The organism is Streptomyces sp. NPDC043738 (assembly GCF_056436545.1).
The window spans coordinates 165,022-179,039 of the sequence record NZ_JBWKCJ010000006.1; the positions used below are offsets into that span (position 1 = coordinate 165,022).

Annotated in this window: 10 protein-coding genes; 5 read left to right on the forward strand and 5 right to left on the reverse strand. The window is 66.1% G+C overall.

Annotation, left to right across the window (positions count from 1 at the left end):
* Window positions 1–88 precede the first annotated feature (88 nt).
* The 5 genes from AC0680_RS11270 to AC0680_RS11290 all read right to left on the reverse strand — a co-directional run bounded on the left by AC0680_RS11270 (window position 89) and on the right by AC0680_RS11290 (window position 6,139).
* Entirely contained in the window at window positions 89–889 is an 801-nt protein-coding gene (locus tag AC0680_RS11270) for an adenine nucleotide alpha hydrolase family protein (RefSeq protein ID WP_478627121.1), read from the reverse strand.
* 174 nt (window positions 890–1,063) lie between these two features.
* Window positions 1,064–1,711 carry a hypothetical protein gene (locus AC0680_RS11275; RefSeq protein WP_478626936.1) on the reverse strand — a complete coding sequence of 216 codons (648 nt, stop codon included), beginning with the start codon at window positions 1,709–1,711 and terminating at the stop codon, window positions 1,064–1,066.
* Window positions 1,712–1,785: 74 nt separating this feature from the next.
* Window positions 1,786–2,682: a phospholipase D family protein gene (locus AC0680_RS11280; protein ID WP_478626939.1), complete on the reverse strand. Its 897-nt coding sequence runs from the start codon at window positions 2,680–2,682 to the stop codon at window positions 1,786–1,788.
* On the reverse strand, window positions 2,679–4,571 hold the full coding sequence (locus AC0680_RS11285; protein WP_478626941.1) for an ATP-binding protein: 1,893 nt from the start codon (window positions 4,569–4,571) through the stop codon (window positions 2,679–2,681). Before AC0680_RS11285 ends, AC0680_RS11280 begins: the two co-directional genes overlap by 4 nt.
* Window positions 4,568–6,139 carry a DEAD/DEAH box helicase gene (locus AC0680_RS11290; RefSeq protein WP_478626944.1) on the reverse strand — a complete coding sequence of 524 codons (1,572 nt, stop codon included), beginning with the start codon at window positions 6,137–6,139 and terminating at the stop codon, window positions 4,568–4,570. Before AC0680_RS11290 ends, AC0680_RS11285 begins: the two co-directional genes overlap by 4 nt.
* Before the next feature lie 444 nt (window positions 6,140–6,583).
* Here AC0680_RS11290 and AC0680_RS11295 point away from each other — a divergent pair, with 444 nt between their 5' ends.
* The 5 genes from AC0680_RS11295 (at window position 6,584) to AC0680_RS11315 (ending at window position 14,016) form a co-directional block, all read left to right on the forward strand.
* A complete protein-coding gene (locus AC0680_RS11295; RefSeq protein ID WP_478626946.1) occupies window positions 6,584–7,825 on the forward strand; it encodes a cysteine desulfurase family protein in 1,242 nt (413 codons plus the stop codon).
* Between the two features lie 58 nt (window positions 7,826–7,883).
* A complete protein-coding gene (locus AC0680_RS11300) occupies window positions 7,884–9,017 on the forward strand; it encodes a DUF4007 family protein (RefSeq protein WP_478626948.1) in 1,134 nt (377 codons plus the stop codon).
* Entirely contained in the window at window positions 9,014–12,595 is a 3,582-nt protein-coding gene (locus tag AC0680_RS11305; protein WP_478626950.1) for an ATP-binding protein, read from the forward strand. The genes AC0680_RS11300 and AC0680_RS11305 overlap by 4 nt, the downstream gene beginning before the upstream one ends.
* Complete coding sequence (locus AC0680_RS11310; protein ID WP_478626953.1) at window positions 12,592–13,425, forward strand: phosphoadenosine phosphosulfate reductase domain-containing protein; 834 nt, start codon at window positions 12,592–12,594, stop codon at window positions 13,423–13,425. The genes AC0680_RS11305 and AC0680_RS11310 overlap by 4 nt, the downstream gene beginning before the upstream one ends.
* A 399-nt stretch (window positions 13,426–13,824) precedes the next feature.
* Window positions 13,825–14,016, forward strand: coding sequence for a hypothetical protein (locus tag AC0680_RS11315; RefSeq protein WP_478626956.1), 192 nt, complete (start codon window positions 13,825–13,827; stop codon window positions 14,014–14,016).
* Window positions 14,017–14,018: the final 2 nt, after the last annotated feature.

Below are 14,018 nucleotides of genomic sequence, written 5' to 3' on the forward strand. Positions count from 1 at the left end.
CGGCCACGTCGGCACGCCAGGGCAAATGGTGGGTGGGGCCCGCACCCATGGCTGCGGGCCCCACCCATCGCGGCCTGCTCGGCGGGTATCAGGTCATGCACCAGCCGGAGTCGCAGGCCCCCTCATCGTCATCGACGCCATCTACCCCCGGGCCCCGGTCGGGGATGGCCTGCGTGAGGGGGATGCCGTACCTCGTGAGATACACGGCATCCCGCCCGAGTGCGGCCCGCCGATGGTTGATTGTCTCCTCCAGTCGGACCGACTGAGCGAACAACTCGGGCTCGTGCCGACGCTGGTGGCGCCAGGCGCCAACGGTGCGGAAGGGGCAGAAGAAGCAGGAGCTCTTGGGCGGTACTGGCAGGCCGGCCTCGGCGATGATGCGCTCGCAGTCGTCCCGGCGCAGCCCGAGGTCGAGGAGGGGGTACTCGATGACCTCGTGGGCTTCCCTCCGCCGGCGGTTGGCGCGATGGATTTCGTCGACCGATATGCCGATACCGACCGCCGCCGGGCCCTCAGCGGTGGCGCCATGCTCCCGAAGCCACTGACCGACCACCTTGATCTTGAAGTCGGCGGTGCAGTTGCGGCGGCCAGGAGCGCCGTTGGCCATGCGGACCGGGATGGGGATCGACCGGGTGTCCGGCCGGTTCAGCCGCTGCATGAGCGTTTCCGCGGCCCCGTCGCGGCGGCGCCGCTTGAGCTCGTGGACGTCCAGTCCCGCACGTGTGGCGTACGGGATGGCGATCTCGCGGATGTAGGCAAGGGTGGCGGGGTGCTCGCTGTCGTCGCCGACGTTAGCGAACAGGAAGGTGCGGAAGTCGATCTCACCCTGAGCGGCCAGCACGAGAAGGGCAGTGCTCTGGACACCGCCTCCGTAGGAGACGACCTTCATCGGACGGATGCTGGGCTTGCTGGAAGCGACGCGTGAAATGGAGTCGGTGGGATCGGCGTGATGGGCTCCGGAGGTCTGCTGCAAGATCGTCATGTGAGAGAGAGTATGGATAGGGCAGCGAGTGGGCAAGTGTTTCTCTCACTGCTGTCGGCGAACGCGGATGCCGGTCGAGGGCTATGGCTGAGGCTTGATAGTGACGGAATAGCCTTGGGCCAGGACGGACGCGAGGAACTCGGCTGCGGCGTCATGGTCGGCGCTGGTGAAGGTTTGTGGAGCTGGCCGTGGCTGACGAGGCGGTCGCGTCACCGGGGCGGTGAGCCTTCGGCCACGAGGCTTCTGAGCACGGCGCTGTCCTGCACGGAGGGCGGCGACTTCGGCGGCAACGATCGTTCGCTGTCGCTGCCGCCCGTCGTCCAGGATCGTCTCAAGGAGCCAGAGCGGAGAGCCGGAAAGGAGAAGGTCAGCCTCAGCGATCCGCTGCCGGTTGCGCCAGCGTGAGATCGCCTGCGCGTCCTGACCGAGAACGCGTGCTGCCTCCTGGATGCCAACGACAACCGGGAGTTGTTCCTTGTTCGGTAGGTCATAGCCGAGAGGGATACCGGCTTTATACGTCGCCAACCGTTCCCGGTCGACCGCGCGATCGCCCTCGCCATCGAGTCGCATGACGGTACTCAACAGCCAGTACGGATTGCCCGATGCGATCAGATCGGGCTCGTCGAGCGTGCCTTCCGTCCGCCACCGTTGGGACGTCTGCCGCTCTATGTGGAAGAGGAAGGCGATCTCGGTGTGCCCGAGGAGGAACGGGACACGTACCTCTGCCATGAAACGGCCTTCCCCATCACCTTGTGTCCGCGTGCGTCGGCGACGCGCTGGCAGGCCACGCCGTGGCTGTGATCTTAGGCGTGCTCTATGCCAGGTCGCAGCTCCCACGAGCCCACTTCGGTGTAGTACCGGCCGAAGTGCTGGAGCCAGGCCGAGAGTGTCTCAGTCGTCCTGCGCGCCTGATCTTCCGTATCTCCAGTCCGCTCAGCGATGGCGCGCTGGAGCTCGACGTTGCTGAGACGCTGTTCTGCGGTCAGCTGACCGAGTTCCGGGATCGCATGCAAGCGGGCCTCGACCTCGGCGTTGAAGGCGCCTTCAAGAAGGCCAGCGGTCACATCGAGCATGGCCAGGTCCCGCACGATGCCAGCCTCCACTCGCGACGTGAAGCTCTGCCGCCCGCTGTAGAGGGCGTAGACGTTCTCCGGTCTCCTCGTTTCGGGGAACCAGTAAGGGGCCGCTTCGTCCTCAGACGGCGGAGTGACGCGCTCGCTCCTCAGGAGTTCTGCCTGCTCTCGTACGAGGGCTGCCATGTGGGGTGTGGCTCTTGTCGAGAGGGCGTCGATCTGAGCGAGGACGCGCTCTATCTCGGGGTGATCAGTCGCCACCTCCAGCAGGAGTTCCACGTTGGCGTTCGGCACGCGCCCAGTGGCCTTGCCAGTCAGGTTTGCGGAGCCCACCAGACAGCGGCCGTCGGCACGGTAGAGCTTGGCGTGCAGAGACGGACACAGGGCAATGGAAATGCGGTCGTCGTTCTGGGCAGCTTCGATGATCTCCGGGTCGGAAACCCCGGCGGCTACCTCCGCCGGAGTCCAACGAGTGACGCACGTGATCTTCCGGACTGACGAGGGCACCGAGGCGATGGTCTCCTCGAAGATCGCCTTCTTGATGAAGGGGGCGATGACGACCACCTCCTCGGTGGCGTCCTCCATCAGGTCCGCGATCTGCTGCCAGACATAGTCCGGCTGCGTCACTCCTCTTCGCTCCCGTCCTCGATGAAGTCACGGGCGTAGCGTCCCCAGTCGCTGCGGGCATCCGCGATCACCCGGCGCTCCTTCTTGCTTGGGATCTCGTCCTCCATCCGTGCCCAGCTGAAGATGAGCAGCTTGAAGGTCTCGGTCGCACGGGCGAGCCGCTGGCGGAGCTCTGCGTCGTTCGCGTCCTCGGGCACGTCCTCAAGGACGGCCATCAGTTTGCCGTGCAGGGGGTGTTCCGTGTTGAAGGACACCTGGAGCATGCCGGCGAGCAGGTCGATGTTGAAGAAGGCCGAGGAGTCCTGGGGGCTGGAGATCCATCGCACTCGCCAGTCGTTCTCCAGGGCCTCGTCGACCAACGTCTGGGCGGTGTCCTCGTCGACGTGGTGTCGCTCGGTCAGCGCAGCGAACTGCTCCTGGCGCTTGTCGGTTTCCGTCGCCTCCTCGGCGAGGCGGTCGGTCGTGCCGGTGTGCCCGTCCTCCTGGCGGCGCTTGACGGCGTCCGTCGCCTTGGAGGCGACGTCCTCGTCGTGCCGCTTCTTGCCCTTGCGTCCGCCGAGCGTCTGCTGCTTCAGCTTCTTGCGCATCTTGCCGAGCAGGCCCTTGAGGTACTGGGCGAGGTCAATCAGCGGCAGACGGGGGTCGCCCAGTTCCCGGAGACGGTCCTTGAACTGTTTGGGAGTCTCGTCGGGGTCCTGCTCGGCCGACCAGTCGAAGTCGGCGAGTGAGGAGAACACGACGGCGGTCTGCTTGTTGTTGGTGACGCCGAACACTTCGTCGAGCTCGGGCGGGAAGTCCACCTCGACGCCCCACCAGCGCTCCACGGGGTCGTAGCCGATCGCCCACGAGGTGTCGAGATCGAGTTCGCGGCCCTTGCGGACCAGCGAGACGCCGACGTTCCGACGGGCGTGCTTCCCCCACTTCTGGAAACCACCCTCCCGGTTGGGGATGGCGGAGTCGGGCCATGGGTGGCCGGCTACATCGGAACGGCGGGCCTCGGGCCGGGCGATGGATGCGCGCACCGTGACGGTGTGCTGGGTGCCGTCGACCGTGATGGGATAGCGGTAGACCCCGGGTTCGGCGTCGTTGCCCATGTGGAAGGGCTCGAACATGGGAGTGCTGCTGAACGGCGCGGGCGTGCCGGTCTCCGCCATCAGGTACAGAGGGTCGTTGGGCTCGGCGTAGTAGGCGCCGTTGTCCCCTTCGGTGACCTTTTCGATGACCTTCCCGTCACGAACGGGGGCCATCTTGATGTCCACGGATCCGTCGTGCAGGTAGTGCCGGTACACGCGCCCTATCAACTCGGCGGTGTTGCGCAGGGTAGCCCCGGCACTGTGCCACTTGACGCGGTCCAGGTTCGTCCAGACGACAAGGGTGCCGCTGGTGCCCAGCTGCGCTTCGCTCAGGTCATCCCACTCGTCCGGCACACGGCGAGGTACAGGCGCGGGAACCTCGTCCTGCCCGTTGGTGATCGCGTCCAGGTCGAGGTAGGTGTACAGAGCGTTCGCGGCGCCGTACTTCCAGGACCAGACCTCGACCTTGGTGCACTGGGACATGCTGGAGTTGGGCAGGCCCATGCCGAAGCGGCCGATTCGGTTGCGGTCGTCACCGAGGCCGTCTCCGTACTTCAGGGCGCGGCGCAGGAGTTCGCTATCCATGCCCTTGCCGTTGTCGAGGACGGCGATCTTGTCCACCCGATACCGAGTCTGGGTGGCGCCTGCGATGGGGCTCTCGCATGCGAAGACCTGTACGAGCGTGGCTTCCGCGTCGATGCTGTTGTCGATCAGCTCGGCGAGCGCGTAGGCGGTGTTCTTGTAGCCGCTGTCGCGCATGGCCTTGACGGTCAGCGAAGGGCTGACGATCCGGTAGTTGTATCCTTCGCCGGTCACGCTGTCTCCCATACATCTTCCCAGTTGGTGAATGCTTCGGCGACGTCGCCGAAGCCGGGGAGCTCCGGGTCGACGACGGTGACGATCTCGCAGGTTTCGGTTCCGCCGGCCTTGGGGCCGCGGATGACCCGGCCGACCATCTGGCTGTAGAGCACCAGGGACTTTGTCGGCCGGGCGATGACGGCGGCGCTGGCTGCGGGCGCATCGAAGCCCGTGGTCAGGACTCCGAAGTTGCACAGGATCATGGGCCGGCGTGCTGCGCTCTTGAAACTACGGATGGCGTCGCTGCGGTGTCGTGGAGATGATTCCCCAGTCACGAACACCGCGTGGAGGCCGGCCGCGGACAGCACCGAAGCGATGAGCCGGCAGTGCTGCACCGATGCCGCGAACACGAGGATCCGGCGGTGCTGCTTCTCGAGCAGCTCCATGATCGTCTGGATAACCTTGAGGTTCCACTGCTCGTCCTTCGCGAGCTCGGCGATGATGCTGTCCGGGATCTCGAACGCTCGCGCCAGGTTCTGTTGGTCCCGGGCTGACAGGTGCATGCCGGCTTCCGCGGCCACCGTGCGCATGATCGGTTTGGCCAGGTAGCCCTGGTCGATGAGGGCTGTCACGGGATTCGTGTAGCCCTCGATCTGCAGCATGACCTTCTGGCGGGAGAAGAAGTCGGCGAGTTCCTCATCCTTGCCGATGTCCGCCCACGTGCGGCCCGGGGTCGCGGTGAGGCCCAGCAAGCTGGAGTCGTGGCGCACTGTCAGGTCGTCCACCACGCCCTGAAACGTGGGGGCGATGATCTGATGGGCCTCGTCGAACACGGTCAGAGTGGCGCGGGATGCCAGCGTGCGCAGGAACTGCGGGTCGGACTTGGCGGTTGCGACGGCCTTCTCCAGCCCGAGAACGACCAGTCCGTCGGTCACATCCGCAAGGTCCGGGGGAGCACTGCCCCACACGCGGAGGACCGGCAGGGGACGGTCGCCGATCCTGCCCCAGGCGCGTTCGAACTCGGCCGCGGCCTGCTCCAGCAGCTCCTGCCCATGAGCCAGCCACACCACCAGGGTGGGCCCGTGCTGCCGCAAGTGGTCGCAGATCATGCTCATGCCGGTCCGCGTCTTGCCCACGCCTGTCGGCAGATGGAGCACGGCCCGGCGGGGGCCGTCATACAGCAGCTCCTTGACCCGCCGTGCCGCCCGGAGCTGATGAGGAAACAGGGCGTAGTCGGGGGCCGTCTCCTGTCTGAAGGAGGGCAGTTGAGGCCGAACGCGCTCGACCGTGAAGCCGAAGAACTCGAGCAGGGCCCTGCGCTCGTCTGGCGTCCACTTCAGTGCCTGCAGGTACTGAAGCGGCTGCTCGTCACCCAGCGACCCAAGCCGTTGCGCCAGTTCCGCCTGCTTGGGGCCGGGAACGAGGTAGAGCACTACGGCGCGCTCGTCCTCGTCCGCCACCAGGAGCTCAGCGTCGATCGCGATCGCGGCGACGGCTCGCAACCGCTCATCACCCGCCGTTCCTCCTTCGATGAGGTCAAGGAGGCCGCACAGCTCCTTGCCGAGGTGCCGGCGGATGTAGTCCATGGGGGCGTTTGCCAGGACTGCCTCGAAGGGCATTCCCGGTGACCACGTCGTCACAGCCTCACCTGACCGATGCGGCTGACGGCAAGTCGTGAGCCGCTCGCACAGGACCGACCATCATCGCGAAGTTCCTCCCCAGCTCGACGCACACCAAGCAGCGCTTCAACGTGCAGATACTGCGCCGCTTCAACATGTCGACCACCCTAGACGGGGCCACTGACACCAGGAGCACCATCAGACTAAAAGACCAGCCACCGAAGGCATTTGGCCACACAGTCGTCCCGTCTTTCCGCCGCGAGACGGCCTTTTCGGGAGTGGTCCGTACGCGAGGCGCGCAATATAGAACATGCATTCGGTAAATGGCTTGCGACACCACGCGTTGGAGTGATTCAAAGAGTGGATCTCGGCTCGCGGCTAGGATCACGCGAGCTACTGGTGGAACCCCGGATGCGGGAGAAGGTTTCCACCAGCAGTACATTGGTGTGCGACACGAGCGAGGCGGGGTGGCAGATGATGAGCGGGCCGAATGGGCCGGATACGTCCTATTTTGACTACAATGCCACCGCTCCGATCCGGCCGGAGGCCCTTGCGGCCGTCGTCGAGGCCATGCAATCGGTCGGCAATGCCTCAAGCATGCATCAACCGGGACGGCAGGCGGCTGATCGGGTCGACGTCGCCCGTCGGCAGCTAGCCGACCTCCTCGGCTGCTCACCCGGCGAGATCATCTTCACCTCTGGGGCGACCGAGGCGAACAACCTGGCACTCCGGGCCTCGTACTGCGCCGGAAATCCCCTGGTTACAAGCCCCGTTGAGCATCCGGCTGTCCTGGAAACAGCCCGCGCGGTCACCGCCGGAAGCCCCGAGGATCTTGTACTGCTGCCGGTCGGCACCGACGGCCTGGTGGATCTCGACGCCCTCGATCAGGTCTTCGCCTCGCGTCATGGGGGGGTGGTCTCCCTGATGGCGGCGAACAACGAGACCGGCGTCCTCACCGATCTCCGCGTCGCGACCAAGGCGGCCCGTGAAGCCGGCGCACTCGTCCACACCGACGCCACGCAGATCATCGGCCGCCTCCCCGTGGACGTCGCTGAACTCGACGTCGACCTTTTGTCGCTGTCGGCCCACAAGTTCGGCGGACCGCAGGGAGTCGGCGCCCTGTATGTACGGCGCGGCTCAGCACTCCCGCACCGGCCGCTCCTCGTGGGCGGTGGACAGGAGCGCGGCTGGCGCGCAGGCACGCTGAACGTGGCAGGGATCATCGGCATGGGGGCAGCGGCCGACGCCGCGCGCCACGGCCTCGGTGAGGAGGCCGAGCGGATCGGGGCCCTGCGTGACCGCCTCGAAAACCTCGTGACTGGCGCCCTGCCCGGCTGCCGTATCAACGGCCGACGCGATCAGCGCCTGCCTGGTGTGACGAGCATCACCCTTCCAGGGGTGCCTGCGGACGCGGCGCTGGCGGCCATGCCTGACGTCGCCGTCTCGGAGGGCAGCGCATGCGCGTCCGGTGCTCCGACGCCGAGCCACGTCCTCCTGGCAATGGGTCTGTCCCGGGAAGACGCCGACAGCACGATCCGCTTCTCGCTGGGCTACGCCACCACGAACGCCGAGATCGAGCACGCCGCGCACGCCGTCAAACGCGCCGCGACGCAGGTACGTGCCGCGCTGGCCGAAGCCCGCGGCCCCCGCTGACCGTTATCCCGTTTACCACCTCGTTAGAGCAATCGCATTGGACACAGAGAGGTCCCGGATGTCAGACAGCCGGCTTGGGGAAGCCGCCCATTTTGCCTTCGCGCGACACGAAACGTTCGCGCCCCGCTTCGGCTGGCTGCACAAGGCGTACATGCGGGTCAAAGATGACCAGAGCGCGTTCCTCGCGGACGAAGCGCCAGTGAAGTTCGGCGTGGGCAAGAACATGGTCAACGCCATGCGCTACTGGTCGCGCGCATTCAAACTGACACGCGAGCAATCGCCCACGAAGAAGGGCGAAAAAGGCACACAGGCTAAATTCTCCTACCCCACCTGGGAGGCCCGCTGGCTCCTAGACGAGCTGGACGGAGCGGACCCGTACCTGGAAGAGAACGGTAGCCTGTGGCTGCTGCACTGGTGGCTCGTCTCTTCCCGTCCCGGAGCCAGAAGCCACGCGCCGGCCTGGTACACGGCCTTCCACCTCGCGCCGTTCTCCCGGTTCACAGTCGCGGACATGACGCAGGTGGTCACCCGGCATGTCAACTTCTCCTACGACAGGAGCCCGGAAGAGGCGTCGATCGTCCGAGACGTCGAATGCCTCACCAAGATGTATGCGCGCAGCGCCCCAGAGAAGGCCGGCTCGCCGGGCAGCTACGAGGACCTACTCGCTTGCCCCTTCCGCGACCTTGACCTGCTCACCTTCGTCGGGACGCGCGGCAAGCCCGAGTGGCAGTTCACCAGCGGGCACCGCACCACCCTGCCCGCCCGGGTCCTGGCTTACGCCTGCCTCGACTACGCCGCAAAGTTCTCTCGCCAGGCCAACTCCATCTCTGTAGCCCGCCTCGCCAACGAGCCGGGCTCCCCGGGGCGCGCCTTCCGGGTCCAGGAGAACGAGATCGTCATGGCGCTGCAGAAGATTGCCGCGGACCACCCGCAGCTCAACCTGACCGAGGCCGTGGGACAGCGCAGCCTCGCCTTCACTGCCGACCCCTTCGATCTGGCCTGGGAAGTGCTCGACGAGCAGTACGACTTCGTCACCCGCCGTCCCGGCTTCCCCACCCGTGAGGAGTGGGCCGCCAAGTTCCCCAAGCTCGCCGAGGCCGAGCAGAGGGAACTCGCCGAGGCCGAGCAGCGCGCCACGAAGGCCACGGACACATCCGACACCACCGAGACACTCTTTGAGGAGACCGCGTGACCACCGCAACCCCCACGCGGACCCCGAGCAGCCCGGCGAGCTCCGCCCCGCAGTTCCCCGCCGGCATCGAACTCGTCGGCTCCCAAATGCGCTCGACCAACCTCGAGCGCGACGTCGAGGACACCCTGCACGACCCCTACGTCGGCGCTCGGGCCGTCGACGTCCTGGAACGCATCGCCAGCGCGCTGGCCGACCAACGCCGCACCCGCGCCTGGTCGTTCACCGGCCCCTACGGCTCCGGCAAATCCACCCTGTCCAACTTCATCGACGCTCTGCTTGGGCGGGATGCCAACCGGCGCAGCGAGGCCGAGCGCATCCTCGACGAAGCCAGCCCCGCCCTCGCCCACCGCCTTGCCACAGCACGCGACGCCATTGCCCCCGAGGGATTCCTCGGCGGCGTGGCCACCGCGCGCCGCGAATCCGTCGTCGCCACGCTCGCCCGCGCACTGCACACGGCGGCAGCGCGACGCTGGGGCAAGCGCGTCCCGAAGACCATCGCAGCAGCCCTAGAGGCGTGCGCCGACCCGGACCGCGCCGGAGCCAAGGAGATTCTCGCCGCCGTCACCGCACTGACCTCGGACGGCCAGCAGCCTCTGCTCCTTGTCATCGACGAGTTCGGCAAGACGCTGGAACACCTAGCCGGTCACAACGAGTTCGCCGACGCTCAGCACGACCTGTTCCTGCTGCAGGAACTCGCCGAGAAGGCGGCCGGCCCCAATGGGCTGCCTGTCTACCTGATGACCTTGCAGCACCTGTCGTTCATGGACTACGCCTCGCGGTCCAGCGAACTCAAGACCCGTGAATGGGCCAAGATCCAGGGGCGCTTCGAAGACATCACCTTCGTCCCCCACCACGGCGACTCCCTGCACATGCTGCGCCGCCGCCTCGACCACTCGGCTGTCAACTCCGCGGGGCAAGCTCTGATCACCGCCTCGGCCGAGGCGTCCGCGGACATCTGGACGCAGCACGGTCTCGGCGTTCTGGCCGAACTTGGCCCCGACCACTTCGCGGATCTCTACCCGCTGCACCCGATCACGGCCCTGGCCGCGCCGATCCTTGCCGCTCAGATCGGCCAGCACGACCGCAGCCTGTCGGGCTTCCTCAACAGCGGGGAGCCCAATACCGTCCGCCACTCGCTGGCCCGGCACGGCAAAGAGAAGGCCGTCCGCGCCAGCACGGTGCGGCTGCCGCAGCTGTACGACTACTTCCTCAACTCCGGACGCACCACCCTGCTCGCCTCCGCCAACGCGAGCCGGTGGATCGAGGTCGACTCACGCATCCGAGACGCCAACGGCCTTCCGGAGGCCGATCAGGACGTACTGAAGACCATCGGCGTTCTCAACCTGATCGACTCCGACGGGGCCCTGAGCGCCACCGCGCCGATGATCCACTTTGCCCTCCATGACCCCACCGACGTCGCTGACCCCGACGCCTTCAAGGCGCTCGAAGAGCGCCTCGCCGACCTCGTCAGCCGGGGCTTCGTGGTCCACCGCGAATTCAGCGGCGAATATCGGGTCTGGCAGGGCACGGACGTCGACATCGACGGTCGACTTAAGGACATCATCAGCCACTTCGATGACGCATCGGTCATCGACCGGCTCGGCAGCCTCGTACCGCAGGCATTCGTGGCTGGCCGTCACAGCCAGGTCACCGGCATGATGCGCGTGTTCTACACCGCGGTCAGCGGCCCAGAGACCAAGACCGTCGCCGCCCCGGACGAGTTGAAGGAGCCGGCCGACGGCCTTGTCGTCTTCCACCTCGGCACCGACGCCGACCGGCCCGAGGTCCACTCACCCCTGCCAGTGCTTGTCGGTACCACCCCCAACCCCGACGTGGTGCTGACTACAGCCACCTACCTTGTCGCGCTTAAGGAACTCAGCAACCAACAGGACATCGACCATGTCGCCCGACGGGAAGTCATCGAGCGGCTCGTCCAGGCCGAGGCCGAGCTGCTAGAGCTGCTGCAGGACGCCTTCTACCCGCCGTCCTCCGAAGCGACCTGGAACTTGTGGCACACCGGCATCGCCGCTGGCGAAGAACCCGCCGCCTCCGAGCTGACGGCCCGTAGCCTGAGCGGACTGGTCTCGCTGGCTTGCGAGTCGGTGTATCCGGGCACGCCGCACATCCGCAACGAGATGCTCGGCCGTCACGTCCTGACCAGCCAGGCCGCCCAGGCCCGCGGCATACTGCTGACGGCCATGCTCTCCGCCTCGGGGCAGAAGAACCTCGGCTTCAGCCGCGGCTACCGCGCTGAGCGCGCTATGTACAGCGGCGTGCTGGCCCACCTCGGTCTACACCGTCAGAACGGGGGGTCCCAGGCGGAGAGTCAACAGGAGAGCCTGATCCCGTACGGCTTCTCGTCGCCTGGCGAAGGCCACGAGCACGCCCAGCCCGCCTGGAATGCGCTGAACGAGGTGCTGACAGGGGCCACCGAGCGCCTGAGCATCGAGGAGGTCATCCGGACTCTGATGAGCCCGCCCTTCGGGCTTAAGGCGGGCGTTGTCCCGGTGTTCCTGGTGCCGGCTCTGATCATCCGCCGGCATGACGTTGCCTTGTTCGAGGAAGGCACGTATCTGCCCCGGTTGACCATCGACGTGGTCGAGCGTCTCGTCAAGGGGCCGGGACGCTTTGAAGTGAAGTACACGCCGGCTGGAGAGGGTCAGCGCGGCAGCATCGTCAAGAAGCTGATGGTCTCGCTCGGTGTGGAGGCGCCGCGGTCAAAGGCCCTGCGTAACCCTGACCTGCTCGCGGTCGCGAGCGCCCTGGTCGTGCGGGTGGCCGATCTCAACAAGTACGCACGCAAGACCAAGAACATCTCCAGCGACGCTCTCGCGGTGCGCTATGCCATCGACAAGGCAGTAGACCCCGACGAGATGATCTTCCACGCGCTGCCGAAGGCTCTCGATCTGCCAGAAGTCACGGCGCGCACGCGCGTCAACGCAGAACAGGCGAACGCGTACGTCGAACGTCTCACCGCGGCGGCGGACGAACTCGTCGCGATCGACAGTCGGTTGCGCGCCGACGTCGTCCGGGTCCTGGCCGAGGAGTTCCGCCTGCCGGACGAACTGTCCAGGTTGCGCACTCAGCTCGCGGCGCGTCTGCGTGGGTTCGCAGACGCCGTGCTGACGTCGGAACTGAGGGGTTTTGTCGACTTTGTTCTCAGTGACAGTCTTGAGGACGACGACTGGCTGGAGCCCATCGTCGTACGCCTGACCAACTCCGCTCTCGGCGACTGGGACGACCACGAAGCCAAGGTCTTCCCCCAAAAGGCCCGGGCGATGGCTGCAGCCCTCGACCGCGTCGGGCACCTGCACCATGCCGAGCGTGAGACCCGCAGCCGGGAAGAGAAGCTCGATGCACAGTTGTTGACTCTGACGGACAGCGCCGGCGTGGAGCAGCGCACCCTGATTTACGTACCCGAGCAGTCCCGCAGCGAGGCCAGCACCCTCGCCGCCGACGTCCTGAAGCAGGCCGAGAAGGCACTTGGCCCGGACGGAGCACGGATCCTGCTCGCTGCCCTCGCCCAGCGCGTTACGGATGCCTCGCCTGCGGCGAGTGAAAGGAAGGCACAGGGATGAGCGACGAAGCCGACACCCAGAAGGCTCGGCACGTGCTCGGTATCTCCGGCGGCAAGGACTCTTCGGCGCTCGCCGTCTACATGCGCGACCGAGTCCCGGAGATGGAGTACTTCTTCTGCGACACCGGCGCCGAGCTGCCCGAGACCTACGAGTACCTCAACCGGCTTGAGGCCGCCCTAGGCAAGTCCATCGTGCGGCTCAACGCCGACCGCGACTTCGACCACTGGATGGAGGTCTACCAGGGCACCCTGCCAAGCCCGCAGATGCGCTGGTGCACCAAGAACCTCAAGATCAAGCCTCTGGAGGACTGGGTCGGCGACGACAAGGTCATCTCCTACGTCGCCATCCGCGCCGACGAGAACCGCCTCGGCTACGTCAGCACCAAGCCGAACATCGACGCCGTCTTCCCCTTCCGTGAAGACGGCATCGACAAGGACGGCGTCATGCGCATCCTCGACGAGGCGGGCATCGGCCTGCCGGACTACTACGAGTGGCGCACTCGCTCCGGCTGCTACTTCTGCTTCTTCCAGCGCAAGCACGAATGGGTCGGCCTCAAGGAACGCCACCCCGACCTCTTCGACCGCGCTGTTGAGTACGAGGACAAGGTCCGCTACCGGCACACCGCTATGAAGGGCCGCAACTACACCTGGTCTCAGGGCGAGTCGCTGCCGGAGCTGATAGAGCGCAAGGATGAGATCGAGGCCAAGCATGAGGCGGCTCTTGAGCGTGCGGCCAAGCGCATCAAGCCGAACCGCCCCTTGCTAGAGGTTCTTTCCGACGCACTCGACTCAGACGACGACGAGGCCGGCTGCTCCGTCTGCCACCTCTGACGCGCAACCACACACAGCGGTCCCAGCAGCTCGAGCTGGGGCCGCTGTTGCTTTCCCGACTTCCAATCACGCTTGTCCGGCTCGTGGTTGTGGCCTCGCCCAGACTGTGTCCCAGACCTCCCGAAGCAACGCGGCGCACTCGCCCACGACAAGTCGAGTTTCTCTGTGATGGAGTGACGCAACGTCACATGTGCGGCATGATGGGCGCATGGCGCTCCTGCTACCTCTGTCGACCACTTATATGCCACCATGAGTGACGACTCACTCACAGGCGCGGAACGGTGACGGAGAGAAACCGGGATATGCAAACTCGCAGGTATTTGATGCGGCACGGATGTCAGCTTCTCAGTTCTTCAGTGAGCCCAGTCAGTGGCTCTATGTTCCTTCGTATCGGTGCCCATGCAGCTGGAGCTGCCAGAGATAAGGCGCCTTCTGGGTGGGGTCGCGCATGGCCTTGACCAGCTTGCTGAGTTCGAGGACTCGATCTGTTTCCTCGATACCGTCATCGCGCTTCGCAACACCAACTACACGATCGTTGAGCATAAAAGCAGGTTGCAGGTCCCTTCCAAGGCGATGCCGCATCTGATCTGAAC

What these genes read in the sequence shown, in the direction of transcription:
- AC0680_RS11270 (WP_478627121.1), bottom strand. Translation starts at nt 889, where the DNA reads ATGAAGGTCGTCTCCTACGGAGGCGGTGTCCAGAGCACTGCCCTTCTC.
- AC0680_RS11275 (WP_478626936.1), bottom strand. Translation starts at nt 1,711, where the DNA reads ATGGCAGAGGTACGTGTCCCGTTCCTCCTCGGGCACACCGAGATCGCC.
- AC0680_RS11290 (WP_478626944.1), bottom strand. Translation starts at nt 6,139, where the DNA reads ATGGACTACATCCGCCGGCACCTCGGCAAGGAGCTGTGCGGCCTCCTT.
- AC0680_RS11295 (WP_478626946.1), top strand. Translation starts at nt 6,584, where the DNA reads ATGCGGGAGAAGGTTTCCACCAGCAGTACATTGGTGTGCGACACGAGC.
- AC0680_RS11300 (WP_478626948.1), top strand. Translation starts at nt 7,884, where the DNA reads ATGTCAGACAGCCGGCTTGGGGAAGCCGCCCATTTTGCCTTCGCGCGA.
- AC0680_RS11310 (WP_478626953.1), top strand. Translation starts at nt 12,592, where the DNA reads ATGAGCGACGAAGCCGACACCCAGAAGGCTCGGCACGTGCTCGGTATC.
- AC0680_RS11315 (WP_478626956.1), top strand. Translation starts at nt 13,825, where the DNA reads ATGCAGCTGGAGCTGCCAGAGATAAGGCGCCTTCTGGGTGGGGTCGCG.